Genomic DNA, 25,658 nt, shown 5'->3' on the forward strand with positions numbered 1-25,658 from the left:
GACGCCTAACGGAAACGCACGTCTGCGTCCTCGAACCGATCGATGAGCAGATGTGCGAAGGGGAACAATATGACGGTGGCGAGGAATTGCCAGGCGACCGCGAGCGGATGGGCCGTGGCATGTGCGCTCACCGCGCTGAGGAGATAGGCCGAGCCGAGGGCAAGGCCTGTGGCCAGGGCGAACCAGCCCCACATGACCGGAAAAGCCTGACCGGCCATGATGCTGCGTCCGATCAGGGCCGCCCCGTAGACCAGCAGCAGAGAGACCGCCCAGAGGCCCATGGGCGCACTCCAGAGGATGTCCAGGAACAGGCCCATGGCCAGCACCGCCAGCGGCGCGAGCATGGAGGGGCGGATGATCGCCCAGGCGAAGGCCGGGACCATCGGGAAGATCGGCTCTGGAAGCGCCAGGCCGAACAGCCGGAACGGCAGCGAGAACAGGACCGTCAGGATGAGGCACTGGACCAGCGGCACCCCGATCCAGCGCCATGGAGCCAGGGGACGGGCGCCGGCCATCTAGAACGGCACCTCTGACACCGACGGCTGGGCCGGAGGCGGAGACGGCGCGGGCGCCGGCGTCGGGGACGCCTGAGGACGGGGGGCCGCCGGCTTGGGAGCCGGCGGGCGCGCGGGGGCAGGACGCGGCGCGGCCTTGGGCGCCGGCTGAGCGGCTGCGGGCCTGGCCGCGGCGCCAGGCGCCGCCGGCGCCGCGGCCGGCGGCGTCGAGGTGACGCCCACGGTCGGCGGCGGGCTGGCGGGCGGCGGGACCGGCATGCGGTTCAGCTCGGCCGCGGCGGCGGCGCTGAGCTGGGAGAAGTCCTGGAACAGCATGACCTGCACGAAGTCGACGGGAGCGGCGTCGGAGGCCAGCACCACGCGCCAGCGGCCATCCAGGCCCTTGGCCACCACGCCGACCGGCAGGCCGCGTGGCAGCACGCCGCCATCGCCGGAGGTGACCACGCGGTCGCCCTGCTTCACCGGATCCTGACCACGCAGGTATTCGAGGCGCGGATTGGGGCCGCCGTCGCCGGTCAGGATGGCGCGGGCGTTGGTGCGGTCGATCATGACCGGGGTGCGCGAGGCCAGGTCGGTCAGCAGCAGGATGCGGCTGGCGCCCTCGGTCACGCCAATGATCCGGCCGACGAGGCCGTTCTCGCTCATTACCGGGTTGCCGGGCTTAATGCCCTTTTCCGTACCGGCGTTGGCCAGGCGGGTGTTGGAGAACGGCCCCCTCGCCTCGCTGACCGTGCGGGCGGCGACCATGGGGATCGGCGGATCGGTCTTCAGGCCGAGCAACGCCTTGTAGCGGTTGTTGGTCTCGCGCAGGTTCAGGGCCGTCGCCTGCCACTGGCGCATCTCGCGGAGTTCCGCCTTCAAGCGGCGGTTCTCCGAGACCGCGAAGAAGTAGCCGCGAACCCCCTCGACGCCGTCGCCGATCCAGCGGCCGGGAGTGGCGAGCACGCCGGTGACCGGCGCGGCGATCGCATCGCCCATCTTGCGCGACGCGCCATAGGCTTCGGTCTGGAAAGTCTCCCGGCGGTCGGAGAACAGCAGGGCCAGGGCCACCACCAAGGCGACGACGAGCGCGACCCCGGCCGTCCAGGCCAGTGGGACTTTCAGCTCGCCGAACGGATTCTCCCGAAGCGCCACTGGAACCTGCTCACCCTAGAGATGCGACCCGAGAGACCTCCCCCAGGCCGCGACTCGCGCAAATTCTACGCCAGGGTGGACTCAAGAACGCCCTTCATCCACTTCGGATGTTCAAGCACCTTGCCGCAACCCAGGGCGACGCAGGATAGCGGATCGTCCGCCACCGTGACCGGCAGGCCGGTATGGTCGCGGATCTCGGCGTCCAGACCGCGGAGCAGAGCGCCGCCGCCGGTCAGCATGATACCCTTGTCGGCGATGTCGGAGGCCAGCTCCGGCGGGGTCGCTTCCAGCGCCATCTTCACGGCGTCGACGATCTGGCCGACCGGCTCGGCCAGGGAGTCCGAGGCCTGCTTCTCGCTGATACGCACTTCCCGCGGCACGCCCTGCATCAGGTCGCGGCCCTTGACCTCGATCGAGAGGCCTTCGCCGTCGGCCGGAGCGCGGGCGGTGCCGATCTCCTTCTTGATGCGCTCGGCGGTGGTCTCGCCGATCAGCAGGTTATGGTTGCGGCGCATGTAGCTGATGATCGCCTCGTCCATCTTGTCGCCGCCGACGCGGACCGAACGCGAATAGACGATGCCGGAGAGCGAAAGCACGGCGACTTCGGTGGTGCCGCCGCCGATGTCGACCACCATCGAACCGGTCGGCTCGTGGATCGGCAGGCCGGCGCCGATCGCCGCAGCCATCGGCTCGTCGATCAGGCCCACGCGGCGGCCGCCGGCGTTGAGGCAGGAATCGTTGATGGCGCGGCGTTCGACGGCGGTGGCGCCCGACGGCACGCAGACGATCACCTTCGGGTTCACGAAGCCCTTGCGGTTGTGAACCTTGCGGATGAAGTACTTGATCATCTCCTCGGCGACTTCGAAGTCGGCGATGACGCCGTCGCGCATGGGACGGATCGCCTCCATGTGGCCGGGCGTCCGGCCCAGCATCTGCTTGGCCTCGATGCCGACGGCGTGGACGACCTTGCGCCCGCCGACGTTGCGCAGGGCGACAACCGACGGCTCGTTCAGGACGATGCCTTTGCCCTTCATGTAGATGAGGGTGTTGGCGGTGCCGAGATCGATGGCGATGTCGTTCGAAATGGCGCCGAAGAGTGACGAAAACATGCAGGGCCCTGGGGATGGGAAGCGGAATTGGTGGGTGTGCGAAGCCCAGGCTGCCGACGTTCGGTTTCGATTTTGGAAACCAGGGGCGGCGTCAGCCTCCGCTTGCAGGACAGATGGTCCGTGTGCCCTGCCAGTCGGTTGATTTCAAGGCTTAATGACACGTCTGTGGTTTCGCGTCGCACGAGAAACTGTGGACACGCCCGAAGGCGTGCGACGAAGGAAGTGGGAAGGGTTCAGACCGTCGCTGGAATAGGGGCGGAAATACGGCATTTGAACCCAATCGGGGCGAAATCGAAGCTGACGTCGCCGGCGAGTTCCCGTTCGACGGCCCGGCGGATGAAGCGGAGCCCGAAACCGCTGTGGTCGGGCTCGCGCACCGGAGGTCCGCGACTCTCGCGCCATTCCAGCAGGATCGAGCCGGCCTGCCGGGACCAGTGGACCAGCAGCCGGCCTTGCGGCTCAGAGAGCGCACCGTACGTGGCGGCGTTGGTCGCCAACTCGTGCAGGACCATCGCGAAAGTGACCGAGGCGCGGGTCGAAAGCCGCGCCTGCGGCCCCTCGCACAGGATCGCCTCGTCGCCGTAGGGGGCGAGGACGCCGGCCACGAGGTCGCCGAGATCGGCCGCCTCCCAGCGCTGCTCGGCCAGGCGATTGTGCGCGCCCGAGAGCGCCATCAGCCGGGCCTCGAAAGCCTGGCGCATTCCGGCCGGATCGCCGACGTCGTGGAAGCTGTGCGCGGCCAGCGACTGGACGGTGGCCAAGGTGTTCTTGACCCGATGGTTCAGTTCGTCGAGCAGAGTCTTCTGCAGGTCCTCGGCGCGCTTTCGCTCGGTAATGTCGATCATGATGTTGATCGCCCCTGCCAGCTCGCCGCCGGGTGAAAAGAGCGGGGTCGAATAGGCGAGGAAGGCGCCCTTGCCGCCGTCCGGCCGCTCGAAGATCACTTCGGCGGCCGAGATCTGGCGGCGCTCCTTCAAGGCCATCGCGATGGGCGAACGGTCCAGCGGCATGGGCGCGCCGTCCGGCTCGTAGAGCTTGTAGGCCCCGCACCACCGGTCCTTGCCGATCCGCGGCTCGCGCCCCCAGAGCTCCACCGCCGCGGGATTGAAGCCGAGCAGCACGCCGTCGGCGTCGGTCTGACATAGGGCGATGGGAGCGGCCTCCACGACCCGCCGCGACCAGCCCTGGCGCGCGCGAAGCATGTCCCGCGCCTGGCGGAGATCGGTGACGTCCTGCACGCAGTTGACCGCGCCGATCAGCATTCCGCGCTCGTCGAAGATCGGCTCCACGCTGAAGAGGACGTGGGTGCGGCGCCCGCCGGGGCGGACCAGCACCACCTCGCGATCCCTGACCGGAACGCCGGTGGCCAGGGCCTCGGACACCGGGGATTGGCGCAGGGTCATCGGCGCGCCATCGGCGTGATAGGCGTGAGCCAGCGCCGCCGGCGGCCGACCGAAGACGGGTTCTTCTTCCCATAGCTCCGACGCCCTGCGATTGCAGAACACCATGCCGCCGTGCCTGTCGCATATGTAGATGCCGACCGGCAGGTGGCTGACCAGACCCTCCCAGGAATGGAAAGCCTGATCGAGCAAACGCGCGGCGCTACCGCGCGCCAGCGCAAGTCCAGCCTCAGCCATCGGGGCCTCCCCCAATTGGTCGATCGAACGAACCGCGGCTCAAATCTGCGGATCGGGTCGATTGTTCCGGCGAGTCGGACTGATTGGCGACTCTGGGTTGGCGGTGTCGCAAATGGGTGACAGCCCTGCGGCTGCGGCGCCGCTAGGCTTCGGGCTCGTTTCCGCCCCCAGATCAGCCCCTCGCAGATGTCACCCCGTCAGGCCGTGTTGGGCGTCGAGAACGCCAGCTTCTTCTACGGAACCCACAAGGTCTTCGAGGGCGTCAGCTTCCAGCTCGACGCCGCGCGCACCGCCCTGGTCGGCGAGAACGGGGCCGGCAAGTCGACGCTTCTGAAGTGCCTGCTGGGCGAACTGCAGCTCATGGACGGCCAGATCGTCCGCTCGCGGGGCCTGAAGATCGGCTACGTGCCGCAGGAAACGCCGCCGGGCCTGGCCGACAAGAGCGTCCGCGAAGTACTGGAAGCCGCCCTGCCCGTCACCGACGGATCGGAGGACTGGAAGGTCGACGTGATGCTGGACGAGATCGGCGTCGCCTACGAGACGGCCCAGCAGGCGTTCGGCTCGCTTAGCGGCGGGTGGCAAAGGCTGTTGCTGATCGCGGCGGCGGCGAGGCTGGCCGAGCCGGACCTGCTGATCCTCGACGAGCCGACCAACCACCTGGACCTCTCGAACATCAACACCCTGGAGGGATGGCTGGACGAGGACGACCGGCTGCCGATGCTGATCGTCAGCCACGACCGCGCCTTCCTGCAGAGAACGACGACGCGGACGCTGTTCCTGCGCAGCGACGGGGCGCACAGCTTCAAGGTTCCGTTCGTGGAGGCGCGCGAGGCGCTGCTGCAGCGGGACGCGGCCGACGCCGTGCGGCGGCAACTTGAAGGCAAGGAAATCGAACGGCTGCAGAAGGTGGCGGCGCGCTACCGCGTCTGGGGCGTCAAGAACGACGCCTTCCACAAACGCGCCAAGGCCACCGAGAAGCGGATCGAGCGGATCGAGGCCGACCGCACCAGCGCCTATGCCGCCCGTGAGCGGCGTCTGGAGCTGAACGACGGGGAGATGGACGCCAAGGTCGCCCTGCGGGTGCGCGACTATGCGGTCCAGACGCCGGACGGTTCACGCAAGCTCTTCACGATCGATCGGCTGAACCTGGCGCGGGGCGATCGCGTCGCGTTGCTGGGCGTCAACGGCTCGGGGAAGTCGACCCTGCTGTCGCTGCTGGCGGCTGCCTTCGATCCGGCGCGGGAGCATTATGACGGCCAGGCGCCGATCAGCTTCAACCCGCAGAGCCGGCTGGTCTATTTCGACCAGAAGATGGCCGACCTGCCGCTGAAGACCAGCCTGCTGGCCTATGTGACCGCCGCCGAGGGGGCGACCGAGCGAGAGGCGAACGCGCTGTTGGCGAAGGCTGGATTCGCCCATGCGCGGATCAAGGCGCCGATCGGCGACCTGAGCTTCGGCGAGCGGGCGCGGCTGGTCTTCCTGCGGATGAGGCTGGCCAAGCCCAACCTCTACCTGCTGGACGAGCCGACCAACCACCTGGACATCGAGGGCCAGGAGGCGCTGGAGGCGCAGCTCGACGCCTCGGACAACGCCTGCATCTTCGTCTCCCACGACCGGCACTTCACCCGCAGCGCCGCGACGCGGTTCCTGGAGATCCGCAAGGGCCGGCTGGTGGAGGTGGAGGACGCCGAGGCCTTCTTCGCCGACCAATAGTCGAAACCGGCGAAGCGCATTAGGGTCGCGCGCCATGCAGAACATCATCACCTGGGCGGGGCGTATCGCCCTGGCGGTCGTCCTGGCCTTTTGCGTGCTCGGCGCGCTGGACCCGCACTACAACGCGCGCCGCTGGGCGCCGCCGGCCGATGCGACCATGCACATGATCTACGGCTACCTGCTGACCGTGCTGTCGGTGATCGCCCTGCCCCGCGTGAAGCCCTGGACCATCGGCGGGGTGTTCATCGCGCTGGGCGTCGGGCTGGAGGCGGGCCAGGCGCTGGGCTGGATCTCGGGCACGTTCCAGATCAAGGACCTGGCCGCGAACCTGAGCGGCGTGATCGCCGCGCTGGTCCCCTTCGCGCTCGCCAAGCGCAAGGCGCGCTAGCGAAGCACTGTAAAGCCGTACTTCTTGAAGATGACCGCAGCGCGCGGGCCGCGCATGAAGGCGAGGAACCTGGCCGCGTCCGGGTTCTTCGAGCCGGCGACGAGCGCGGCCGGATAAACGATCGGCGGATGGGTGTTCGTCGGGAACAGGCCGACGATGCGCACCCGCGGCTCGACCTTGGCGTCGGTGTCGTAGACGACGCCCAGCGGGCTCTCGCCGCGGGCGACGAACAGCAGGGCCGAGCGAACGTTCTCGGCCGAGGCGAGCCGGCCAGAGACGCTGTTCCAGACCCCGAGCGCGGTCAGGGCGGACCGTCCGTAGCGGCCGGCAGGCACGTCGGGGCCGGCCAGGGCCAAGCGACCGGAACCGAGCGCCCTGGCGATCGGCATGCCGCGGCCGATCCTGAGATTCACCTTCGAGCCCTTGGGCGCGATCAGGGCCAGGCGATTGGTGAGCAGGTCGCGACGGCTCGCGGCGACGATCAGGCGGCGCTGAGCCAGATAGTCCATCCACTCGCTGTCGGCGGAGATGAAGATGTCGGCCGGCGCGCCCTGCTCGATCTGGCGGGCGATGACCGACGACGCGGCGTAGGAGAACCGCGCCTGCCCCCCGGACCTGGCGTATTCGGCGCCGACCTCGTCCAGGGCGTTCTTCAGGGAAGCCGCGCCGAAGACGGTGACCGGCGCAGCCTGGGCCGCCGTCGCCAGCAGCAGCGAGGCCAGGACGGCCGCCACGTATCGGATGAGGTTCACGCCAGGCTTCCTCTCGGATGGACCGCGACACCGGCCCGGGATCGGGACGCGACAGCGGCGGCGACCGAAACCGAGGCGGCGTCTCATGCAATTCCTATTCGGCAATCCCTATTCGGCAATCCCCTCGGGTCCCTTGAGGGACATCAACCGAGGGCGGTCATCACTACACCGACGGCGGTCGCCAGGCCGCCGATCATCTGGCGGAGCGAGAGCTTTTCCTTGAATAGGCGGCGGCCGGCGGCGGCGGCGATGGGGGCTTCGATGACGCCAACGGCGCGGACAGCGCCCGCGGGCGCCATGGCCAGGGCGGCGAACCAGCAGGCCGAGGCCGCCGCCCCGAAGAAGCCAGCGCCGAGGGACTGGCGCCACGAGGCCATCACCGCGCTCAGGGCGCCGGGCCGAGTGACGGCCAGGAAGATCACCAGGCCGATGGACTGCATGGTCTGGGCGACGCAGACCGAAGCCGTCGCCGCATAGATCGGATGGGCCGCATCAAGAGCGACGCCCGCCTGCCGGTAGGCGTTCAGCGTGATCCCGAAGGCCAGGCCCGAGGCCAGGCCGAACAGGGCGCCGCGGCCTGCGCCCTTCTCGCCCCCCGCCCGGGGCCAGGAGAGAACGGCGAGTCCTGCGGTGGTCGCGGCGACGCCGGCCCAGGCGTGAGGGCTGAGTTGGTCGCCGACCAGCACGCCCATCAGCGCCGCCAGCGGCAGCGAGGACTGCTGCATGAAGGTCGCCACGGCGAAGCCCGACCGCCGCATGGCCACCAGCAGGGCGGCGGTGGCGGCCACCTGGCCCGCGGCTCCACTGGCGACGGCCGCAGCAAAGCGCCAGGAGAACCTCGGCGCGGCGTCCGGGGTCATGAGCGCCACGACCGCGAAGATGGTCAGGGCGAACGGCAGACCGAACAGGAAGCGGACCAGGGTCGCGCCCCAGGGGCCGGCGTCGCCGACCAGCCCGCGCTGCAACGCATTGCGCGCAACCTGCAGCGGCGCAGCGGCCGCCGTCAGTACAATCCAGAGCATGATTCAAAGCACAGCCGCGCTGGCGGCTGCCCCACCTCGAGTGTCATCCCGGCTGAGCGACGCGGAAGGCCGGAATCCATTAGCGGCTGATGTCAAGGCGTCGCCCACGGCGCCGCATCCTGTCCGATCGGGTGTTCATGGGTCCCGGATCGGCCTCTGGCCGAACCGGGAAGACACTCGTGAGGCAGGCGGCGCCGGGCGTCCTCAGAAGCCCGAGGCGATCGCGTCCGGAGCGCTCTTTTCCTTGCGGGCGAAGAGGTTGTTGAGCGCGTTGACATAGGCCTTGGCCGAGGCGGTCAGGGTGTCGGTGTCGGCGGCCTGACCAGTGGCGATGCGGCCGTCTTCTTCCAGACGCACCGAGACCTGGGCCTGGGCGTCGGTGCCCTCGGTCACCGCATGGACCTGGAACAGGCGCAGGATGGCGGTGTGGGGCACGACCTCGTGGATGGCGTTGAACACTGCGTCCACCGGACCATCGCCCGTCGCCTTGGCCGACCGCTCCTCGCCGTCGACCGTGACGGTCAGGTCGGCCTCCTGCGGGCCGTCGGTGCCGGCGATCACGCGCAGGTGCTTGACCTGGATGCGATCGGCGCTCGAGGCCAGGGCGTCGTCGACCAGGGCGATGAGGTCATCGTCGAAGACGTGCTTCTTCTTGTCGGCCAGGTCCTTGAAGCGCTGGAAGGCCTCGTTCAGGGCGTTCTGGCCCAGGTCGTAGCCCAGCTCCTTCAGCTTCTCGCGGAAGGCGTGGCGGCCGGAGTGCTTGCCCATGACCAGGTTGGTCGAGCCCTGGCCCACGTCGTCGGGGCGCATGATCTCGTAGGTCTCGGCGTTCTTCAGCATCCCGTCCTGGTGGATGCCGCTCTCGTGGGCGAAGGCGTTCTTGCCGACGATCGCCTTGTTGAACTGCACCGGGAAGCCGGTGATGGCCGAGACATAGCGGCTGGCGCGGGTGATGTGGGTGGCGTCGACGCCGGTGTGGAAGGGCAGCCGGTCGCCGCGCACGCGCAGGGCCATGACCACTTCTTCCAGGGCCGCGTTGCCGGCCCGCTCGCCGATGCCGTTGACCGCCACCTCGACCTGGCGCGCCCCGCCCTGCACGCCCGACAGGCTGTTGGCGACCGCCAGGCCCAGGTCGTTATGGCAATGGGTCGAGAAGATCACCTTGTCGGCGCCCGGTACGTTCTCGATCAGGTCGCGGAAGATGTCCGCATATTCGGAAGGATAGGTGTAGCCGACGGTGTCGGGGATGTTGATCGTGGTGGCGCCGGCGCGGATCGCGGCCTCAACGCAGCGGCGCAGGAAATCGCGCTCGGTGCGGGTGGCGTCCTCGGCCGACCACTCGACATCGTCGCACAGGTTACGGGCGTGGCTGACCGAGCGGGTCACCATGTCCAGCACCTTTTCCGGCTCCATCTGCAGCTTCCACTTCATGTGGACCGGGCTGGTCGAGATGAAGGTGTGGATGCGGCCACGCTTGGCCGGGCGGATGGCTTCGGCGCAGCGCTCGATGTCGGCGGGGGCGGCGCGGGCCAGACCGCAGATGGTGCTCTCGGTGACGATCTCGGCGATGGCGCGGACGGCTTCGAAGTCGCCGTTCGAGGCGATCGGGAAGCCGGCCTCGATGACATCGACCCGCATGTCCTCGAGGATCTTGGCCAGCTCCAGCTTCTCGTCCAGCGACATGGAGGCGCCGGGGGACTGCTCCCCGTCGCGCATGGTGGTGTCGAAGACGATTACGCGATCACGGGAATCGCGGGCGGCGGCGGCGGAAACGGTGGTCATTGGGGGCTCTCTTCGCGGGGGCGTTGTTGGGCGTCTCGGGTTGCGGAATGTCCCCTGGGCGCCCGGCCGCGAAGGTGCGCAGCCTAAAGGGTAGCCCAGGGGCGGCTAAGCCCCAGGTCAAGAAGAAGCAGGCTGTTCGGCTGCGTACGCATGGTGCGCTGTGTACCCAAACGACGCCCGAGCCGCAAGACTCTTGCGCAAAAACCGACTTATCGACGCCGGGGCGCAAGAAGTTGCCGCGAAAGACTCAGTCCTTGCGTGGGCCGCTGATGGCGTCCTCGCGGGATTTCAGCCACTTGCGGGCGAACCAGCCGATGGCGATCCACACTACGACGATGGCTCCGAGGCCAAGCAGATGCTCGCCGCCCTCGCCTCTCAGGACCCGGACGATGGAATTGCCGGCGAAGGCGGTGAGGATGATCTTCGGAACGATTCCGATGGCGGTGCCGAAGGCGAAGTCGCGCATCCGCATGGGCGTGACACCGGCCGCCATGTTCACGACGATGAACGGCGCCGAAGGCACAAGCCGCACGATCAGGCTGGCCAGGAAGCCGTTTCGGCCCACCAGGTCCATGAACCGCTGCATGCTCTCGCCGGAGAGGGTCCTGAGCGCGCGCGCGCCGGCCGCCCGTCCCAGGTAGAAGCCCACCAGGGACGAGACCATGGTGCCGATCCAGCTATAGGCGAATCCGGCCCAGGCTCCGAAGGCCACCACCGCCGCGGCGATCAGCACGAACTGCGGCACGCCGACGAAGGCTAGGACGGCGAAGGAGAGCACCGCGACCGGCAGCGCCCACGGCCCATCGGCGGCCAAGCCCAGCCAGCGCTCCACCGTCGCTTCGCCGTCGAAGCCGAGCACCTGGGCGCCGAACAGGAAGACGACGCCGACGCCGCCGAACAGGACGAAGGACACGAGGAGGGTTCGCCAGGCCTTGGCGTCCATCTCGTAGAGGAAGCGCAGAAAACGACCCATCGCCCATCCCGTCGCCTGTTCGCGGGCCGTGGTCAAGGCGCGTGGCGGCTTGCGTAGCCGCTGGCTATACCATAGGGGGGTATGGTATGGGACATCTCACCGCCGACCCCGAAGCCCTGCTCAAGCGCGTGCGGCGCATCGCCGGCCAGGTGGCCGCGATCGAACGCTCCATCGAAAGCCGTGCGGAGTGTGGGGCGATCCTGCATCTCGTGGCCGCCGCGCGCGGCGCGATGAGCGGGCTGCTGGACGAGATCGTCGAGGCGCACATTCACGAGCACCTGGCAAAGCCAGGCCTGTCCGACGACGACCGCGCCAAGGCCGCCCAGGAAGTGATCCAAGCTTTCCGCCGCTACTCGAAATAGGCCGCTCCTCATGACGACATCCGCAGACATCGAGGCGTTCGCGCACGATCACGTCTTCCTCGGTGCGAACCACGACAGCAACGCCCGCAGAACCTTGTGGGTGGTCTGCCTGACCGCCCTGATGATGGTGGTCGAGATCGCGGCCGGATACTGGTCCGGCTCCATGGCCCTGCTGGCCGACGGCTTCCACATGGCGACCCATGCAGGGGCGCTGGGCGTGGCGGCCATAGCCTACATCTATGCGCGGAGGCACGCCGGCAATCGCCGCTTCAGCTTCGGCACGGGCAAGGTCGGTGACCTCGCCGGCTTCGCCTCGGCCTTGGTGCTGGCGATGATCGCCCTGGGGATCGGGGTGGAGTCGGTTCGCCGCCTGTTCGAGCCGGCCAACGTCGCCTTTGGCGAGGCGACCATCGTCGCGGTCGTGGGTCTGGTCGTTAACCTCGTCAGCGCCGCCCTGCTCGGGGCCGGCCACCACCACCACGGACATGGACACCATGGCCACAGCCATGCTCACGGTCACGAGCACCGTCACGGCCATGCTCATGACCACGATCACGACCATCACGCGCACCCGCATCATGACCATGCCGACGACGGCCATCATGGCAGGGACAACAACCTGCGCTCGGCCTACATGCACGTGATGGCCGACGCCCTCACCTCACTGCTGGCCATCGTCGCCCTGCTGGCCGGCTGGTTCCTGGGCTGGACCTGGCTCGACCCGGCCATGGGGATTGTCGGCGCCCTGGTCATCGCGCGCTGGTCGTGGGGCCTGCTGCGCGACACCGCCCAGATCCTGCTGGACACCACCGACGCCCATGTCGCCGAGGAAGTGCGCGAACTGGTGGAGACGCCCGGCGACGCCCGCATCACCGACCTGCATGTCTGGAGGGTGGGCCCCGAGGCGCACGCGGCCATCGTCAGCGTCCGGAGCCAGACGAGCGTGGAGGCCATTCGCCGGCGCCTGGCCCCTGTCCACGAACTGCGCCACCTGACGGTGGAAGTCCGCTAGGGCGGGCAGCGGATCAAGGCGACCGGGCTACCCCAGGGGCCGCCGGCCACGGTCATGGTCTCGGCCGGCCCGACGCCGGAGAAGACCAGGGTGAAGCTCTTCAGCTCCGGCGGGGCCTGGGCGGTGCATTCGGCGTCGATGGCGTAGCCCTCGGTGGTGGGGGTGACCTTCTTGAAGGCGCAGGAGACCTCGCCCGCGGTCCCGACGCTGTCGCGCCTGAAGTCCCAGCCGCCGGCCTGGCAGCCCGCCAGGGAGACGGCCCAGTGGCCGACATAATCGGGCCGCGTAGCGGTCGGCGGAGCGACGGCCGGAGCAGGCGCCGGGACTGGAGCCGGAACCGGAGCGGGCGTGGCCGAGGCGGTTCGCGTTTCCTGGCCGCATCCGGCCAGGAACGTGGCGCCCAGGACGAGCGCTATGAAGCCGGAATGGTCGAGCATCTCTGTCCTCGCCTGTGGTTCTGAGGAAACGAGTAGTCCGCAAACGCCGTTCCGCCGCTGAGGCGGGATTGCCTTTCCCCGCCCTTGGGCTAAACCGCCCGCGTTTTCCTCTTAACTTGCCCCGGGAGTATGCCCGCCATGTCGCTCGAATCCGCCGCGCTCGCCCGCGTGAAGCCGTCCGCCACCCTGGCGGCCGACGCGAAAGCACGTGAGCTGAAAGCGCAGGGCCGGAACGTGATTTCCCTGGCCGCGGGCGAGCCCGACTTCGACACGCCGGACAACATCAAGGAAGCCGCCATCAAGGCGATCCGCGACGGCAAGACGAAGTACACCAATGTCGACGGCATTCCGGAGCTGAAGGAAGCCATCGTCGCCAAGTTCCAGCGCGAGAATGGCCTCTCCTACAAGACCAGCCAGGTGAACGTCTCGCCGGGCGGCAAGCCGGTGATCTGGAACGCCATGCTCTCGACCCTGAACCCGGGCGACGAGGTGATCATCCCGACGCCGTACTGGGTCAGCTACTGGGACATCGTGCTGCTGGCCGGCGGCACGCCGAAGGCCGTCGCCACCTCGGACGCCACCGGCTTCAAGCTACAACCGGCCGACCTGGAAGCGGCGATCACGCCGAAGACCAAGTGGGTGTTCCTGAACTCGCCCTCCAACCCCTCGGGTGCGGCCTACACCAAGGAAGAGCTGCGCGGCATCGCCGACGTGCTGCTGCGCCATCCGCATGTCTGGATCCTGACCGATGACATGTACGAGCACCTGGTGTTCGGCGACTTCCAGTTCTGGACCATCGCGCAGGTCGAGCCGGCGCTCTACGACCGCACCCTGACCATGAACGGCGTCTCCAAGGCCTATGCCATGACCGGCTGGCGGATCGGCTATGCGGCCGGCCCCGAGGCGCTGATCAAGTCGATGGCCAAGGTGATGAGCCAGACGACCTCCAACCCCTCGTCCATCTCGCAATGGGCGGCGGTCGAGGCGCTGAACGGCGCCCAGGAGTTCATCAAGCCGAACGCCAAGCTGTTCGAAGCCCGCCGCGACCTGGTGGTCTCGATGCTGAACCAGGCCAACGGCATCGCCTGCCCGACGCCAGAGGGCGCCTTCTACGTCTATCCGTCGGTGGAAAAGCTGATCGGCAAGAAGAGCCCGTCCGGCAAGGTCATCGGGAACGACCAGGACTTCGCCGTCGAACTGCTGGAACAGGAAGGCGTCTCGGTGGTGTTCGGCGCGGCCTTCGGCCTCTCGCCGTTCTTCCGCATCAGCTACGCGACCTCCAACGCCGTGCTGGAAGACGCCTGCACCCGCATCCAACGCTTCTGCGCGAACGTGACGTGATGGACGCCGCGGCGCGTAGACAACTCGCTGCGGACATAGACGCGGCCGCGCGACTGACCGGGGACTTCGTGCTCCGGTCGGGCGCGCGGGCCAACGAGTATTTCGACAAGTATCGGTTCGAGGCCGACCCTCGGCTGCTCAAGCGGGTGGCCCAGGCCATGCTGCCGCTCGTGCCGCCGGAAACCGAGGTCCTGGCCGGCGTTGAACTGGGCGGCGTACCGATCGCCACGGCGATGTCGCTGCTGTCGGGCTGGCCTACCGCCTTCGTTCGCAAGCAGCCGAAGGCCTACGGCACCTGTCTCGCCGTGGAGGGCGGCGACCTGAGCGGCAAGCGTGTCGTGATCGTCGAGGACGTCATCTCCACCGGCGGCGCGGTGCGCGACGCCAAGGCCCGTCTGGATGACGCCGGCGCGATCACCATCGCAGTCATCTGCGCCGTCTGGCGCGGCGGAGGCCCTGCGCAGATCGAGGGCCTCGATCTGCCAGTGCTTCCGGCGCTGACGCTCGACGACCTGAAGGCGGCGAGCACGCGCTGAGACCGCCTGCGGCGGCCCCTTCCGTCTCGCCGTCGGCAAGCCCCCCCTCCCCCGAGGGGAGAATCCGCAGCGCCTAGTGCTTTTCGCGCCAGGCGGCCTTGGCCGCTTCCTTGGTGATGTTCAGGCGGACCTTGTCGTCGATGACGTCATCGATCCACGAGACCGGAATCAGGTGGTGCTTGAGCCCGGCGCCGAGGTCCAGCTTGGCGAGCTCGATCTCTTCACCGACGATGTGGTCGACGCGGCCGACATGGCCTCCGTCCGAGCCCACCACTTCCATATGTTCGCGAATGCCGGGATGCATGGTCTTGCGTCTCCATCCTGCGTTTCGGGGTGCATGGAGAACGGCTCGGCGGAGGGGCGGTTGCAGGTCAGGCCGCCGATCCCAGGTCCATCATCTCGTCGTCGGCGCCGATCGGCGGCAGGGTGAAGGCGATGGTGCAGACCACGCCGGTCGGCGGGAAGTCGAGGTCCACGACGCCGTCGAGCTGGTGAGCTAGGCCGCCGACGATCACCCGGGAGCCGAAGCCCTGGCGCTCGGGCTTTACGACCGGCGGGCCGCCGATCTCGCGCCAGACGATGCGAAGCGGACGCGGTCCGGCGCCCGGGCCTACCGTCCAGGTGACATGCACGCGGCCATACTCGTTGGACAGCGCCCCGTACTTCGCTGCGTTGGTGGCCAGTTCGTGGAAGGCCATGCCCAGGGCGACGGCGGTGTTCGGCGCCAGCCAGACATGCTCGCCGGCGATAGCCAACCGTTCGCCGTTGGCCCCGCCATAGGGGGCCAGTTCCTGGCCCACCAGTTCGGCGAGGCTCGCACCGCTCCAGTTGTCGCGGGTGAGCAGGTCGTGCGCATGGGAAAGGGCGATCAGCCGCGCCTCGAAGGTCGCGCGCACGCTGGCGACGTCCTCTCCATGGCGGAGGCTTTGGGCTGCGATCGACTGCACCGTGGCCAGGGTGTTCTTCACGCGATGGTTCAACTCGTCGAGCAGCAGCCTCTGGCGCGCCTCGGCGGCGATCCGGGCGGCGACCTCGCGCTCGGCGGCCAGGCGCGCGCTTACCTGACGCCAGGTGGCCACGCTGATCATCACGGTGGCCAGCAACCCGGTTCCCAGAAAGACGAGACTAAGCCAGCGATCCGAGGTGCGGTCGTGGTCGGCCCTGGCCCGGTAGATAATGGTCCAGTCCCGCCCCCCGACCCTGAGCAGGCGCATGGCCGCCATGCCTCCGGTGAGCGGCGCGGCGCCTGGCGATTGGCGCAGCAGGCTCGCCTCGCTGGGCTTCCCGTCATATACGGCGTAGTCCAGGCCGACCGCCCTGGCCGAGGGCAGGACGTTGGACAGCAGGTCCCCGGCTCGGAAAGGCGCATAGACGAAGCCTTCGAGGCGTTCGCGGCGCTGCTCGATCGTCGGGGGCGTGACGCCCCCGCGATAGACCGGCTCATAGATCAGGAAACCTGCCTGCGGATTTTGGGCCTCGGCGTCCTGGGCGAGCAGGACCTTGCCCGAGAGCGCCGGCATGCCGGTGTCGCGGGCGCGGTTCATGGCTTCGCGGCGCACGGGATGACCGTGCATGTTGAATCCCAGAACCCGGCGGTTCGCCTCGTCCAGAGGGTGCAGGTAGATGATCGCGTGGAGTTCGCCGTCCGGCTCCCGCGGAGGCAGGCTGGGTACGCCCTCGGCCGCAAGCTCCGCAGCCCTGTGCGCCTCCTCGCCGGGCCGGATTCGCGCCGAGAACCCGATCCCGCGAATCCCTGGATATCGGCGGGCGATCTCGATCCGGTCGGCGAAGGCGCGGAATTCGTCGGCGCTGACCGCATCGCTGGCCGCGAACAGGCCCGCGCCGGCCCGCAAGACCGCGATGTAGGTTTCCAGCCTGTTGCCGACGGCGTCGTTGGCCTGGTCGACCACGGCGTCGAACCGCAGGCGTTCACGCTGTTCCCGGCCGTTTTCCAGGATCACCGCGCCAGCGAGCGTCACCACGAGCCCTGCCGCCGCGACAATGCCGGGCAAGGCCAGCGTCGGCCAGTTGCGCACCTTCGCGCGAGCTTTCTCGAAGAAGCTGGTGGCCAAGGCGCTTCCGATCCTGTTCGAGGATCAACGCCTTAGCTCCGAACAGGCCGGCTGGGAAGGCGCGGTTGATCGTGCGCGCGCTTCCTCTAGGCTCACCCTGGGGGGAGCGGATCAGAGAGGTCGATATGCTGATCTTCTATCATGCGCCGCAATCCCGCTCGGGGACCACGTTATGGTTACTGGAGGAGCTGGGGGTCCCCTACCAGATCGAGCTGGTGGACATCCGGCGCGAGGGCGGGGCGCCGGAAAGCTACCGGGCCATCCAGCCCCACAAGAAGGCGCCGGCCATCGTGCATGAAGGCGTGGTGATCACCGAACGCGCCGCCATCGCGACCTATCTGGCCGACGCCTTTCCAGAGGCCGGCCTCGCGCCGCCCATCGGCGATCCGCGGCGCGGACCCTACCTGAGCTGGCTGGTTTATGTGGACTCCGTGCTCGACCCTTGCCTGTCGGCGAAGGCGTTCGGCTGGCAATACGATGCGCTGACCGTCTCGTTCGGTCGTTTCGAAGACGCCGTGGCGCATGTGGAGGCGACGCTGAGCGCCCACGACTACGCGGTCGGCGACGCCTTCACCGCGGCCGATGTCAGCCTGGCCACCGCCCTGCATTGGGCGGCGCACGTGGCGAAACTGCTGCCGGAGACGCCGGCGGTCCGAGGCTATCTCGACCGGATTCAGAAGCGCCCGGGCTTCCAGCGCTTCATGGCCAAGGCGATGGAGGGCGCATGAGCAACAACGTCGTGAACCTGAACAAGGTCCGCAAGGCCCGCGAACAGGCGCTGGCCAAGGAGCAGGCGCGCGAGAACCGCGCCAAGTTCGGCCGCACCAAATCCGAGAAGACCCGCACTGAGGCCGAGAAGGAAAAGGCCGACCGCACCCTGGACGGCGCCAGGCGGGAACCGGAAGACGACGCGAGCTGAAGGAGGCATGGGCGCGGGTGGGGAAGGCTCGACACTCCCCCACCCGCCCGGCGCAACTAGCCTGCGCCATTCGCGCGCCCGTCCCCACGGCAGGCGCGCAAAGTCGTCACATCCGGGCCGGAACCGCCTGATCTCGGGCCTCGGCCGGGATGGAATCGTAGATCGTGGCCGGTGTGATCCCCAGACGCTTGCGGGCGGCCACGAGCGGCTCGTTCATCAGGCGCTCGTAATCCTCGCCCAGCAGCCAGGCCGCCGCCTTGCCGCGCTTGTAGCCCTGCCAGATCGCCTTCACGTACGGATAGTCGGCGCCCCGCGAACGCGAGACGGCGCCGAGCGCGATCAGCGCCCAGCCAAGGCCCTTGGTCTGAGCGTACGAGAAGGCGACGAGGCACGCCTCGCCCAGGCCGTCGCGGTGATAGCCGGACAGGATGTGCCAGATGTCGTGCACGTCGCGGGTGCGGCGGCCGAACCAGGCATAGGGGTGCTGGATGTCGATCTCGTTCCCCTCGATACGGCTGACCTGGACCAGCCCTTCGGCCGAGAGGCGCTCGGAACGGATGAAATCGCGATAGGCCGCGCCCACGGTGCCTGCGCCGAAAGAGTCGAGCCAGGCGTCGTCCATCAGCCGCTCGGCGAACTCCTGCCGCTGATAGGCGATGCGGCCGCCCTGCACGGTGGTCAGCAGGCGCTGGTAACCCTTGGCCGTCGAGGTCCCGTTGAGCGCCCGCATGATCTCGAAGACCTGTCCGGTGTCTTCCTTGTCGTTCAGCAGGCGCTGCAGCGCCTTGAGCGCGACGCCCCACTGCATGCGGGGCTTGGGCATGGGGGCGTCCGGCTGGACCTGGCGGCGAATCGGAACCTCGCGGACGTCGGCGGTCATAGCCATGACGGCGGCCTCGATAAAACAAACAGCGTTCGAATTGAAAGTGACGCATGCGTCATCTTTATGCAAGCGACAATCGAAAGCCTTTGCGGCGGCGTTGCGCCTGGGCCACAACGCCGCCATGCCGCTGAAGAAACGCTCGATCCTGCTGTCCGGCCACGCCACCTCAATGGCCCTTGAGCCGGAGTTCTGGGAAGTTCTGGACGCCATGGCCGCCGCAGACGGCGTGAGCCTGGCCGTCCTGATCGCCGGGATCGACGCTTCGCGCGGCGACCGCCCCCTCGCCTCGGCCTGCCGCGTGGCGGCGCTGGCGTTCGTGAAGGCCTCGGCCTAGAGGCCCATGCCCGGCGGATAGAAGAACCGCAGCAGGGCCAGGAAGGCGAACACGAGGCCGAGCCCTATGGCCAGCCAGAGCACCAGGGGGATTCCCTTGCGACGCTGCCGTGCGCCCGGCGGAAGGTCGTCGTCGTCTTCCACGGCTATTTGGGCTGCGGGATCGGCGCGTCGGGCAGCTTCGGCGCGTCAGGGGGAATGTTCGGCGGGCGCGGGATATTGATGTCCAGGTTGACGCCTCGCGGCTCGGACACGGCCTGGCGCCCGGCATAGACAAGGTATCCGACCGCCGCGACGCCCGCGATCAGCACGCCGACGAGCACGGCGATCCAGACAAGCGTTCCATTGCTGGCCCTCGGGGCCATCACCTGCCTCCTCCCGCCACAGTCACGTTAAGAACGAACCGCCGCAGGGGGCGGTTCCGGGCCTTAAGTCACGCGCCGCGTGTGCTACATATGTTCCGATGTCCGCCGATGAATCATTCGACAATCCGTTTGACGACGCCCTGCCGGTCGCGCGTGTCAGCGATCTGGCCCGGGTGCGTGGTCCCGACTATCTGGAAGGGCTGAACCCCGAGCAGCGCGCCGCCGTCGAGGCGACGGAAGGGCCGGTGCTGGTGCTGGCTGGCGCCGGGACGGGCAAGACCCGGGTGCTGACCACGCGGCTGGCCCACATCCTGGCCACCGGGCGCGCCAAGCCCTGGGAACTGCTGGTCGTCACCTTCACCAACAAGGCCGCGCGCGAGATGCGCGAACGGATCACCCATATCATCGGGCCGTCGGCTGAGGGCCTGCGCTGGCTGGGCACCTTCCACTCGGTGGCCGCCCAGATCCTGCGCCGCCACGCAGAGCTGGTGGGCCTGAAGTCGAACTTCACCATCCTGGACACCGACGACCAAGAGCGCCTGATCAAGCAGGTGCTGGAGGCCGAGAATGTCGACGCCAAGCGCTGGACGCCGAAAGCCCTGGCCGGGCTGATCGACCACTGGAAGAACCGCGGCTGGACGCCCGACCGCCTGCCGCCGTCGGAGGGCCGCGAGTTCGCGAACGGCAAGGGCCCGGCCCTCTACCGGCTCTATCAGGAGCGGCTGCGGGTGCTGAACGCCTGCGACTTCGGCGACCTGCTGCTGCACAACCTGACCCTGTTCATGGCCAATCCGGACGTGCTGGCCGACTTCCACGACCGGTTCAAATACGTGCTGGTGGACGAGTACCAGGACACCAACGTCGCCCAGTACCTGTGGCTGCGGCTGCTGGCTCAGAAGCGCCAGAACGTCTGCTGCGTCGGCGACGACGACCAGTCGATCTATGGCTGGCGCGGGGCCGAGGTGGACAACATCCTGCGCTTCGAGCGCGATTTTCCCGGCGCGACGGTGATCCGGCTTGAGCGGAACTATCGCTCGACCAGCCACATCCTGGCGGCGGCCTCGGGCCTGATCGCGGCCAACAAGGGGCGCCTGGGCAAGACGCTCTGGACCGAGCAGGACGGCGGCGAGAAGGTCATCGTCCGCGGGGTCTGGGACGGCGAGGCCGAGAGCCGGCTGATCGCCGAGGAGATCGAGCGCGCCCACAAGGGCGGGACCGAGAAGGACCCCCGAAGGTACCGCGACATCGCCATCCTCGTGCGGGCCTCCTTCCAGATGCGGGCCTTCGAAGAGCGCTTCGTGATGCTGCAGATCCCCTACACGGTGGTCGGCGGCCCGCGGTTCTTCGAGCGGGCGGAAATCCGGGACGCCCACGCCTATCTGCGGCTGATCCAGTCGCCGGACGACGACCTGGCTTTCGAACGCATCGTCAACGTCCCCAAGCGCGGCATCGGCGACACCACCGTCCAGAAGCTGCTGCAGATCGCCCGGCTGAACGGCGTGCCAGTGATGCAGGCCGCCCGAGAAGCCATCCAGACCGACGAGCTGGCCGCGCGCACCCGCACGGCGCTGTCGAACTTCATCCGCGACCTCGACCGCTGGCGCGGCCAGGCCCAGGCGATCCACCATTCGCGCCTGACCGAGCAGGTGCTGGAGGAGAGCGGCTATACGGACGCCTTGCGCCTCGACAAGACGCCGACCGCCCAGACCCGGCTGGAGAACCTGAAGGAACTCGTCCAGTCGATGCAGGCCTTCGACACCCTGGAGGCCTATCTCGAGCACGTCTCCCTGGTGATGGACATGGACCGCGGCCCACAGGCCGACGCAGTGCAGATCATGACCCTGCACTCGGCCAAGGGGCTTGAGTTCCCACTGGTCTTCCTGCCCGGCTGGGAGGAAGGCGTATTCCCCTCCCAGCGCAGCATGGACGAGAAGGGCGAGAAGGGCCTCGAGGAAGAGCGGCGGCTGGCCTATGTCGGCATCACGCGGGCCCGGGAGGAAGCGCGGATCTCCTTCGCCGCCAACCGCCAGGTCTATGGCCGCTGGACGAGCCAACTTCCCAGCCGCTTCGTGGACGAACTGCCCCTGGCCAATGTCGAGGCGAGCTCGGAGACCGGATACTACGGCGGCGGCCCCGGCATGCAGCAGCAGCACGGCAGCCGCTGGGACGAGAGCCCGACCTTCGGCGCCGGCTATTCCTCCCCCGGCTGGAAACGCGCCCAGGAGCGGAACTTCCGCGGCAGCCATCCCGGCCGCGGCCAGGTCATCGAGGGCGAAGGCCGGCTGGTGGTGTCGGAGTCCTCGGCCGCAAGCGACTTCAAGCGAGGCCAGCGGGTGTTCCACCAGAAGTTCGGCTACGGCGCGGTCAAGTCGGTGGACGGCAACAAGCTGACCGTCACCTTCGACAAGGCCGGCGAGAAGAAGGTCATCGACAGCTTCGTCGAGAAGGCGTGAGCCCCCCATCTCGTTTGACGCTTGCCCGCCCAGCCCCTAAGCCCACGGCTCGACCGGAGGAGCCGATGAGCCGCTACTGGAGCGCGCTAGTGCGCGAGTTGAAGCCCTATGTGCCGGGCGAGCAGCCGCGCATTCCCGATCTGGTGAAGCTGAACACCAACGAGAACCCCTACGGCCCTTCGCCGCGCGCCCTGGCGGCGATCGCCGCCGAAGCCGGCGACGATCTGCGGCTCTATCCCGACCCCGAGGCCACCGCCCTGCGCGAGACCCTGGCGCGCTATCACGGTGTGCGGCCGGAGCAGGTCTTCGTGGGCAATGGGTCGGACGAGGTCCTGGCCCACGCCTTCGCCGCCCTGCTCAAGCACGAGCGGCCGCTGCTGTTTCCGGACATCACCTACAGCTTCTATCCGGTCTATTGCCGGCTGTTCGGGATCGGCTTCGAGGCCGTGCCGCTGGACGAGGGCTTTGGCCTCCGCACTGCGGACTATGTGCGCCAGGCCGGGGCGATCATCCTGCCCAACCCCAATGCGCCGACCGGCGTCGCCCTGCCGCGAGCTGAGATCGAAGCGCTGCTGCGCGTCCAGCCGGACGTCCCCGTGGTGATCGACGAGGCCTATGTGGACTTCGGCGGCGAGAGCGCCATTCCGCTGATCGCAAAGCACCCGAACCTGCTGGTCGTGCAGACCATGTCGAAGTCGCGGGCCCTCGCCGGCCTGCGGGTCGGCTACGCCATCGGAGATGCGGCGCTGATCGAGGGGCTGGTGCGGGTGAAGGACAGCTTCAACTCCTATCCGCTGGCCCGGACCTCCCAGGCGGGCGCCATCGCCTCCGTCGAGGACGACGCGTATTTCCAGGACCGCCGGGCCGCGGTGATCGCCAGCCGCACGCGGATGGAGGCCGAACTGCGGCGGCTGGGCTTTGAGGTCCTGCCGTCCGCCGCCAACTTCGTTTTCGCCCGTCATCCGGAGCACGAGGGCGCGACCTTGGCCAAGGCGTTGCGGGAGCGCGCTGTGCTGGTCCGCCACTTCGCCGCCCCGCGGATTTCGGACCACCTGCGGATCACGGTCGGAACCGACCGGCAGATCAACCGCCTGATCGCGGCCCTGGAAGAAATCCTCTAGGCGACCGCGTCGAGGTCGACCTTGGCCTCCCGCGGCCAGAGCCGCACCTGGCCGCAAGCCTCGATGAACGCCTTGGCAGCGTCCGGCCCATCCAGCGCGATGACGCCCTCGTCCAGGTCGGTGGCGGCGATCCCGGCGCGTTCGAGCAGCGGCTCGGCGCCCGGCGCGTAGGCGATGAACTTGCAGTGGGCGTAGGCGTCGCTGACGAAGTCCTTCGCCGTCTTGTCCATCGCCAGGCGTTGCGCGCCCTCGGGCGAAGGGACCACGGCCACGGCGTCGTAAAGCACCGAAGGGCCGCCATCGATCTTCTGCTTGGCCGGCAGCAGGCCGCCATTGCTCAAGGTCACGCCGGCGATGTGAGGCGCCACGACCTCAGCAACCGCGCCCTCCACCTCGGCGGCGGCGATCAGGCCCCGGACGAGCCCTGCATCCGCGCCATCGGTCACCAGCAGCCCGAGCTTGCGGCCCTTGAAGCTATTCGGGCCGCGCTTGACGATGCTGAGCGCGTCGGACGGCGGCAGGTCGATGGGCGCCCTGGCCGGCGGCAAGGCGTCGGGCAGGACCGCCAGGCCCAGCCCCTTGGCGACGGCCGTCGCCAGCCCCTCATCAATGTTGCGCAGGTGGGCGACCATGCGCTCGCGGATGTCGGCCCGTTCGCACTTGCTGAGCTCGAAGGTCAGGGCGTCGCCGATATGCTTCTGCTCCACGGCGGTCTGGCTGATGAAGAACTGCCGCGCCTGGCTGTAGTGGTCGGCGAAGCTCTCGGACCTGACCTGACGCTTTTCTCCAGCCTCCTGCGAGGGGAAGTGCGGATAGCCGCGCTCGGGACATTCGCGCGGCCCGCCATGCTCGCCCCAACTGTTCGGCTCGTAGTTCACGCGGCCGACCGGGTTCTTCATCGCCATGTGCCCGTCCTGCTGGAAGTGGGCCATGGGACAGCGCGGGGCGTTGACCGGGATGTGGGTGAAGTTCGGGCCGCCCAGGCGCTTCAACTGGGTGTCCAGGTAGGAGAAGTTCCGGCCCTGCAGCAGCGGATCGTTGCTGAAGCCGATGCCCGGCACGACGTTCTGGGTGCAGAAGGCGACCTGTTCGGTCTCGGCGAAGAAGTTGTCCACCGTGCGGTCGAGCACCAGGCGGCCGACGATGCGGATCGGGATCTGCTCCTCCGGGATGATCTTGGTCGGGTCGAGGACGTCGAACTCGAAGGCCTCGGCGAAGGCGTCGTCGAAGAGCTGGACGCCCAGCTCCCATTCCGGCGGCGAACCGCCGTTGATCGCGTCCCAGAGGTCGCGGCGATGGAAGTCGGGGTCGGCGCCGTTGATCTTCACCGCTTCGTTCCACATCACCGACTGCAGGCCGAGCTTGGGCCGCCAGTGGAACTTCACGAAGGTCGAGACGCCGGCGAGGTTGATGAAGCGGAAGGTGTGGACGCCGAAGCCTTCCATGAAGCGGAAGGAGCGCGGAATCGCCCGGTCCGACATCACCCACATGACCATGTGCATGGATTCCGGCGTCAGCGAGATGAAGTCCCAGAAGTTGTCATGGGCCGACTGGGCCTGCGGAAAGCCGCGGTCCGGCTGCTGCTTCACCGAGTGGATCACATCGGGGAACTTGATGGCGTCCTGGATGAAGAAGACCGGGATGTTGTTGCCGACGAGGTCCCAGTTGCCTTCCTGGGTGTAGAACTTCACCGCAAAGCCGCGGACGTCGCGGGCCAGGTCGAAGGACCCCTTGTTGCCGGCGACGGTCGAGAAGCGGACGAAGACCGGCGTGCGCCGGCCCACCTCCTGGAACGGGTCGGCGCGGGTGACCTCGGACAGGGACTCCGTGGCCTCGAAGAACCCATGCACGCCAAAGCCGCGGGCATGGACGACGCGTTCGGGAATCCGTTCGTGGTCGAAGTGGAAGATCTTCTCGCGGAAGTGAAAATCCTCGAGCAGCGAGGGCCCGCGCTCGCCGACCTTCAAGGTGTTCTGGTCGTCGGCGACCGGAATTCCCTGCTCGGTGGTCATGACCGGCGTTCCGCCGGAAGCGACCTGGTGAGTCTCACCACCCCGCCCAGGATTGCGGTTCTTGTAGGCGTCGTCGGCCATCGGAGTTTCTCCCGCTCGTGTTGGCCTAGAGCGGGTGATGGGGGGAATGGTTCACGGCCGGGCTTGCACAAAAGGAGGTCTTAGATGCTCCCCCCGGGGCTGCTTGATCGGTGTTCATGGGTCCCGGTCTTCGGCCCGCGGCCGAAACCGGGATGACACCCAAGCCATATGCGATCGCCCTCCCCCGGGCGAGGAGGATCTAGACCTCTAAGCCTTGCGCGACCTGACCGCCTTGGCGACCAGCACGCCGAGGCCGGCGACGAGTGCGACGGCGCCGCCCACCACGGCGGTGACGCTCAGGGCCTGGCGCTTGTGGGCCTCGTGCGAGGCGGTTTCGGACGCGGCCTTGAGAACCGGCGGCTGAATTTCGTGTGCCAACTGATCCTTGCGGAAGGTCACCACGCCGCCGCCGACCTCGGCCACCTTCCAGTCCTGATCGAGCCAGGCCCGTTGATGCGGCTTCTCGGCCTCGCTCCTCCACCAGCCCGGCTGCTGGGCCGCCTTGGGCAGGGACGCGCCGAGAACGGCCTCGATCTCGGCGAAGCTGGCGCGCCATTCGGCGGCGGCCAGGCTGGCGAGATGATCTGACAGGGGGCTGTATTTGCTCATGGCGGCTCGCTGCAGGCTTGGGAGGCCGGCATGATGGCACGGTCGGAGGCGGAAGTGAAAAAGCCGCGCCCCCTCGCCTTTCGGCCGCCTTGGCTCT

Annotated in this window: 27 protein-coding genes; 11 read left to right on the forward strand and 16 right to left on the reverse strand. The window is 68.3% G+C overall.

Features of this window, described 5'->3' with window-relative positions; genetic code table 11:
- Positions 1-5 precede the first annotated feature (5 nt).
- The 4 genes from ABID41_RS01100 to ABID41_RS01115 all read right to left on the reverse strand — a co-directional run bounded on the left by ABID41_RS01100 (position 6) and on the right by ABID41_RS01115 (position 4,395).
- Complete coding sequence (locus tag ABID41_RS01100) at positions 6-515, reverse strand: hypothetical protein (protein ID WP_331930797.1); 510 nt, start codon at positions 513-515, stop codon at positions 6-8.
- Positions 516-1,649, reverse strand: a complete 1,134-nt coding sequence (gene mreC / locus ABID41_RS01105; RefSeq protein ID WP_354297027.1) for a rod shape-determining protein MreC — start codon at positions 1,647-1,649, stop codon at positions 516-518.
- Positions 1,650-1,714: 65 nt separating this feature from the next.
- Positions 1,715-2,758, reverse strand: coding sequence for a rod shape-determining protein (locus ABID41_RS01110; protein ID WP_305299262.1), 1,044 nt, complete (start codon positions 2,756-2,758; stop codon positions 1,715-1,717).
- 233 nt (positions 2,759-2,991) lie between these two features.
- Entirely contained in the window at positions 2,992-4,395 is a 1,404-nt protein-coding gene (locus ABID41_RS01115; protein ID WP_331931303.1) for a sensor histidine kinase, read from the reverse strand.
- A 186-nt stretch (positions 4,396-4,581) separates the two neighbouring features.
- Between ABID41_RS01115 and ABID41_RS01120 the strand changes: the two genes are divergently transcribed.
- Both ABID41_RS01120 and ABID41_RS01125 read left to right on the forward strand, forming a co-directional pair.
- Positions 4,582-6,108: an ABC-F family ATP-binding cassette domain-containing protein gene (locus ABID41_RS01120; protein WP_331931305.1), complete on the forward strand. Its 1,527-nt coding sequence runs from the start codon at positions 4,582-4,584 to the stop codon at positions 6,106-6,108.
- 34 nt (positions 6,109-6,142) lie between these two features.
- Entirely contained in the window at positions 6,143-6,496 is a 354-nt protein-coding gene (locus ABID41_RS01125; protein ID WP_331931307.1) for a hypothetical protein, read from the forward strand.
- On the opposite strand, the gene modA is transcribed toward ABID41_RS01125, so the two are convergent.
- The 4 genes from modA to ABID41_RS01145 all read right to left on the reverse strand — a co-directional run bounded on the left by modA (position 6,493) and on the right by ABID41_RS01145 (position 11,025).
- Positions 6,493-7,248 carry a molybdate ABC transporter substrate-binding protein gene (gene modA, locus ABID41_RS01130; RefSeq protein WP_331931309.1) on the reverse strand — a complete coding sequence of 252 codons (756 nt, stop codon included), beginning with the start codon at positions 7,246-7,248 and terminating at the stop codon, positions 6,493-6,495. The two genes, ABID41_RS01125 and modA, sit on opposite strands and share 4 nt — an antisense overlap.
- Positions 7,249-7,391: 143 nt before the next feature.
- A complete protein-coding gene (locus tag ABID41_RS01135; RefSeq protein ID WP_354297031.1) occupies positions 7,392-8,270 on the reverse strand; it encodes an EamA family transporter in 879 nt (292 codons plus the stop codon).
- Between the two features lie 204 nt (positions 8,271-8,474).
- Positions 8,475-10,052: a 2-isopropylmalate synthase gene (locus tag ABID41_RS01140; RefSeq protein ID WP_331932169.1), complete on the reverse strand. Its 1,578-nt coding sequence runs from the start codon at positions 10,050-10,052 to the stop codon at positions 8,475-8,477.
- Between the two features lie 247 nt (positions 10,053-10,299).
- Positions 10,300-11,025 carry a TVP38/TMEM64 family protein gene (locus ABID41_RS01145; protein ID WP_331932168.1) on the reverse strand — a complete coding sequence of 242 codons (726 nt, stop codon included), beginning with the start codon at positions 11,023-11,025 and terminating at the stop codon, positions 10,300-10,302.
- A gap of 86 nt (positions 11,026-11,111) precedes the next feature.
- Between ABID41_RS01145 and ABID41_RS01150 the strand changes: the two genes are divergently transcribed.
- Both ABID41_RS01150 and dmeF read left to right on the forward strand, forming a co-directional pair.
- A complete protein-coding gene (locus tag ABID41_RS01150; protein WP_331932167.1) occupies positions 11,112-11,387 on the forward strand; it encodes a metal/formaldehyde-sensitive transcriptional repressor in 276 nt (91 codons plus the stop codon).
- 10 nt (positions 11,388-11,397) lie between these two features.
- Complete coding sequence (gene dmeF, locus ABID41_RS01155; protein ID WP_331932166.1) at positions 11,398-12,399, forward strand: CDF family Co(II)/Ni(II) efflux transporter DmeF; 1,002 nt, start codon at positions 11,398-11,400, stop codon at positions 12,397-12,399.
- On the opposite strand, the gene ABID41_RS01160 is transcribed toward dmeF, so the two are convergent.
- Positions 12,396-12,836 (reverse strand): hypothetical protein, encoded by a 441-nt coding sequence (locus ABID41_RS01160; protein ID WP_331932165.1) that lies wholly within the window; start codon positions 12,834-12,836, stop codon positions 12,396-12,398. The two genes, dmeF and ABID41_RS01160, sit on opposite strands and share 4 nt — an antisense overlap.
- Positions 12,837-12,974: 138 nt before the next feature.
- On the opposite strand from ABID41_RS01160, the gene ABID41_RS01165 reads away from it, so the two are divergent.
- Both ABID41_RS01165 and pyrE read left to right on the forward strand, forming a co-directional pair.
- A complete protein-coding gene (locus ABID41_RS01165; protein WP_331932164.1) occupies positions 12,975-14,177 on the forward strand; it encodes a pyridoxal phosphate-dependent aminotransferase in 1,203 nt (400 codons plus the stop codon).
- Complete coding sequence (gene pyrE / locus ABID41_RS01170; protein ID WP_331932172.1) at positions 14,177-14,713, forward strand: orotate phosphoribosyltransferase; 537 nt, start codon at positions 14,177-14,179, stop codon at positions 14,711-14,713. The genes ABID41_RS01165 and pyrE overlap by 1 nt, the downstream gene beginning before the upstream one ends.
- A gap of 73 nt (positions 14,714-14,786) precedes the next feature.
- Here the strand turns inward: pyrE and ABID41_RS01175 are convergent, their stop codons facing one another.
- Together ABID41_RS01175 and ABID41_RS01180 are read right to left on the reverse strand one after the other, a co-directional pair.
- Entirely contained in the window at positions 14,787-15,017 is a 231-nt protein-coding gene (locus tag ABID41_RS01175) for a DUF2171 domain-containing protein (RefSeq protein WP_331932163.1), read from the reverse strand.
- A 67-nt stretch (positions 15,018-15,084) separates the two neighbouring features.
- Positions 15,085-16,785, reverse strand: a complete 1,701-nt coding sequence (locus tag ABID41_RS01180; protein ID WP_331932162.1) for a CHASE domain-containing protein — start codon at positions 16,783-16,785, stop codon at positions 15,085-15,087.
- 125 nt (positions 16,786-16,910) lie between these two features.
- Between ABID41_RS01180 and ABID41_RS01185 the strand changes: the two genes are divergently transcribed.
- On the forward strand, positions 16,911-17,513 hold the full coding sequence (locus tag ABID41_RS01185) for a glutathione S-transferase family protein (protein ID WP_331932161.1): 603 nt from the start codon (positions 16,911-16,913) through the stop codon (positions 17,511-17,513).
- Positions 17,510-17,704, forward strand: coding sequence for a DUF4169 family protein (locus ABID41_RS01190; RefSeq protein WP_331932160.1), 195 nt, complete (start codon positions 17,510-17,512; stop codon positions 17,702-17,704). Before ABID41_RS01185 ends, ABID41_RS01190 begins: the two co-directional genes overlap by 4 nt.
- A gap of 106 nt (positions 17,705-17,810) precedes the next feature.
- Here the strand turns inward: ABID41_RS01190 and ABID41_RS01195 are convergent, their stop codons facing one another.
- Complete coding sequence (locus ABID41_RS01195) at positions 17,811-18,590, reverse strand: Coq4 family protein (protein ID WP_331932159.1); 780 nt, start codon at positions 18,588-18,590, stop codon at positions 17,811-17,813.
- A 118-nt stretch (positions 18,591-18,708) separates the two neighbouring features.
- On the opposite strand from ABID41_RS01195, the gene ABID41_RS01200 reads away from it, so the two are divergent.
- Complete coding sequence (locus tag ABID41_RS01200; protein WP_331932171.1) at positions 18,709-18,921, forward strand: ribbon-helix-helix domain-containing protein; 213 nt, start codon at positions 18,709-18,711, stop codon at positions 18,919-18,921.
- Here the strand turns inward: ABID41_RS01200 and ABID41_RS01205 are convergent.
- Positions 18,918-19,064 (reverse strand): hypothetical protein, encoded by a 147-nt coding sequence (locus ABID41_RS01205; RefSeq protein ID WP_331932158.1) that lies wholly within the window; start codon positions 19,062-19,064, stop codon positions 18,918-18,920. The genes ABID41_RS01200 and ABID41_RS01205 overlap by 4 nt on opposite strands.
- A gap of 2 nt (positions 19,065-19,066) precedes the next feature.
- On the reverse strand, positions 19,067-19,285 hold the full coding sequence (locus ABID41_RS01210) for a hypothetical protein (protein WP_331932157.1): 219 nt from the start codon (positions 19,283-19,285) through the stop codon (positions 19,067-19,069).
- 98 nt (positions 19,286-19,383) lie between these two features.
- On the opposite strand from ABID41_RS01210, the gene ABID41_RS01215 reads away from it, so the two are divergent.
- Together ABID41_RS01215 and hisC are read left to right on the forward strand one after the other, a co-directional pair.
- A complete protein-coding gene (locus ABID41_RS01215) occupies positions 19,384-21,738 on the forward strand; it encodes an ATP-dependent helicase (protein ID WP_331932156.1) in 2,355 nt (784 codons plus the stop codon).
- 65 nt (positions 21,739-21,803) lie between these two features.
- Positions 21,804-22,859 carry a histidinol-phosphate transaminase gene (hisC, locus tag ABID41_RS01220; protein ID WP_331932155.1) on the forward strand — a complete coding sequence of 352 codons (1,056 nt, stop codon included), beginning with the start codon at positions 21,804-21,806 and terminating at the stop codon, positions 22,857-22,859.
- On the opposite strand, the gene ABID41_RS01225 is transcribed toward hisC, so the two are convergent.
- Both ABID41_RS01225 and ABID41_RS01230 read right to left on the reverse strand, forming a co-directional pair.
- Positions 22,856-24,952: a catalase gene (locus ABID41_RS01225; protein WP_331932154.1), complete on the reverse strand. Its 2,097-nt coding sequence runs from the start codon at positions 24,950-24,952 to the stop codon at positions 22,856-22,858. The two genes, hisC and ABID41_RS01225, sit on opposite strands and share 4 nt — an antisense overlap.
- Before the next feature lie 207 nt (positions 24,953-25,159).
- On the reverse strand, positions 25,160-25,561 hold the full coding sequence (locus ABID41_RS01230) for a DUF7662 domain-containing protein (RefSeq protein ID WP_331932153.1): 402 nt from the start codon (positions 25,559-25,561) through the stop codon (positions 25,160-25,162).
- Positions 25,562-25,658 lie beyond the last annotated feature (97 nt).

The organism is Phenylobacterium koreense (assembly GCF_040545335.1).
Taxonomy (GTDB): Bacteria; Pseudomonadota; Alphaproteobacteria; order Caulobacterales; family Caulobacteraceae; genus Phenylobacterium; species Phenylobacterium koreense.

What these genes read in the sequence shown, in the direction of transcription:
- ABID41_RS01195 (WP_331932159.1), bottom strand. Translation starts at nt 18,590, where the DNA reads ATGGCTATGACCGCCGACGTCCGCGAGGTTCCGATTCGCCGCCAGGTC.
- ABID41_RS01225 (WP_331932154.1), bottom strand. Translation starts at nt 24,952, where the DNA reads ATGGCCGACGACGCCTACAAGAACCGCAATCCTGGGCGGGGTGGTGAG.
- ABID41_RS01185 (WP_331932161.1), top strand. Translation starts at nt 16,911, where the DNA reads ATGCTGATCTTCTATCATGCGCCGCAATCCCGCTCGGGGACCACGTTA.
- ABID41_RS01150 (WP_331932167.1), top strand. Translation starts at nt 11,112, where the DNA reads ATGGGACATCTCACCGCCGACCCCGAAGCCCTGCTCAAGCGCGTGCGG.
- ABID41_RS01160 (WP_331932165.1), bottom strand. Translation starts at nt 12,836, where the DNA reads ATGCTCGACCATTCCGGCTTCATAGCGCTCGTCCTGGGCGCCACGTTC.
- ABID41_RS01175 (WP_331932163.1), bottom strand. Translation starts at nt 15,017, where the DNA reads ATGCATCCCGGCATTCGCGAACATATGGAAGTGGTGGGCTCGGACGGA.
- dmeF (WP_331932166.1), top strand. Translation starts at nt 11,398, where the DNA reads ATGACGACATCCGCAGACATCGAGGCGTTCGCGCACGATCACGTCTTC.
- ABID41_RS01200 (WP_331932171.1), top strand. Translation starts at nt 18,709, where the DNA reads ATGCCGCTGAAGAAACGCTCGATCCTGCTGTCCGGCCACGCCACCTCA.
- hisC (WP_331932155.1), top strand. Translation starts at nt 21,804, where the DNA reads ATGAGCCGCTACTGGAGCGCGCTAGTGCGCGAGTTGAAGCCCTATGTG.
- ABID41_RS01100 (WP_331930797.1), bottom strand. Translation starts at nt 515, where the DNA reads ATGGCCGGCGCCCGTCCCCTGGCTCCATGGCGCTGGATCGGGGTGCCG.
- ABID41_RS01215 (WP_331932156.1), top strand. Translation starts at nt 19,384, where the DNA reads ATGTCCGCCGATGAATCATTCGACAATCCGTTTGACGACGCCCTGCCG.
- pyrE (WP_331932172.1), top strand. Translation starts at nt 14,177, where the DNA reads ATGGACGCCGCGGCGCGTAGACAACTCGCTGCGGACATAGACGCGGCC.
- ABID41_RS01230 (WP_331932153.1), bottom strand. Translation starts at nt 25,561, where the DNA reads ATGAGCAAATACAGCCCCCTGTCAGATCATCTCGCCAGCCTGGCCGCC.
- ABID41_RS01210 (WP_331932157.1), bottom strand. Translation starts at nt 19,285, where the DNA reads ATGGCCCCGAGGGCCAGCAATGGAACGCTTGTCTGGATCGCCGTGCTC.
- ABID41_RS01120 (WP_331931305.1), top strand. Translation starts at nt 4,582, where the DNA reads ATGTCACCCCGTCAGGCCGTGTTGGGCGTCGAGAACGCCAGCTTCTTC.
- ABID41_RS01135 (WP_354297031.1), bottom strand. Translation starts at nt 8,270, where the DNA reads ATGCTCTGGATTGTACTGACGGCGGCCGCTGCGCCGCTGCAGGTTGCG.
- ABID41_RS01140 (WP_331932169.1), bottom strand. Translation starts at nt 10,052, where the DNA reads ATGACCACCGTTTCCGCCGCCGCCGCCCGCGATTCCCGTGATCGCGTA.
- ABID41_RS01125 (WP_331931307.1), top strand. Translation starts at nt 6,143, where the DNA reads ATGCAGAACATCATCACCTGGGCGGGGCGTATCGCCCTGGCGGTCGTC.
- ABID41_RS01110 (WP_305299262.1), bottom strand. Translation starts at nt 2,758, where the DNA reads ATGTTTTCGTCACTCTTCGGCGCCATTTCGAACGACATCGCCATCGAT.
- ABID41_RS01145 (WP_331932168.1), bottom strand. Translation starts at nt 11,025, where the DNA reads ATGGGTCGTTTTCTGCGCTTCCTCTACGAGATGGACGCCAAGGCCTGG.
- ABID41_RS01165 (WP_331932164.1), top strand. Translation starts at nt 12,975, where the DNA reads ATGTCGCTCGAATCCGCCGCGCTCGCCCGCGTGAAGCCGTCCGCCACC.
- ABID41_RS01190 (WP_331932160.1), top strand. Translation starts at nt 17,510, where the DNA reads ATGAGCAACAACGTCGTGAACCTGAACAAGGTCCGCAAGGCCCGCGAA.
- ABID41_RS01115 (WP_331931303.1), bottom strand. Translation starts at nt 4,395, where the DNA reads ATGGCTGAGGCTGGACTTGCGCTGGCGCGCGGTAGCGCCGCGCGTTTG.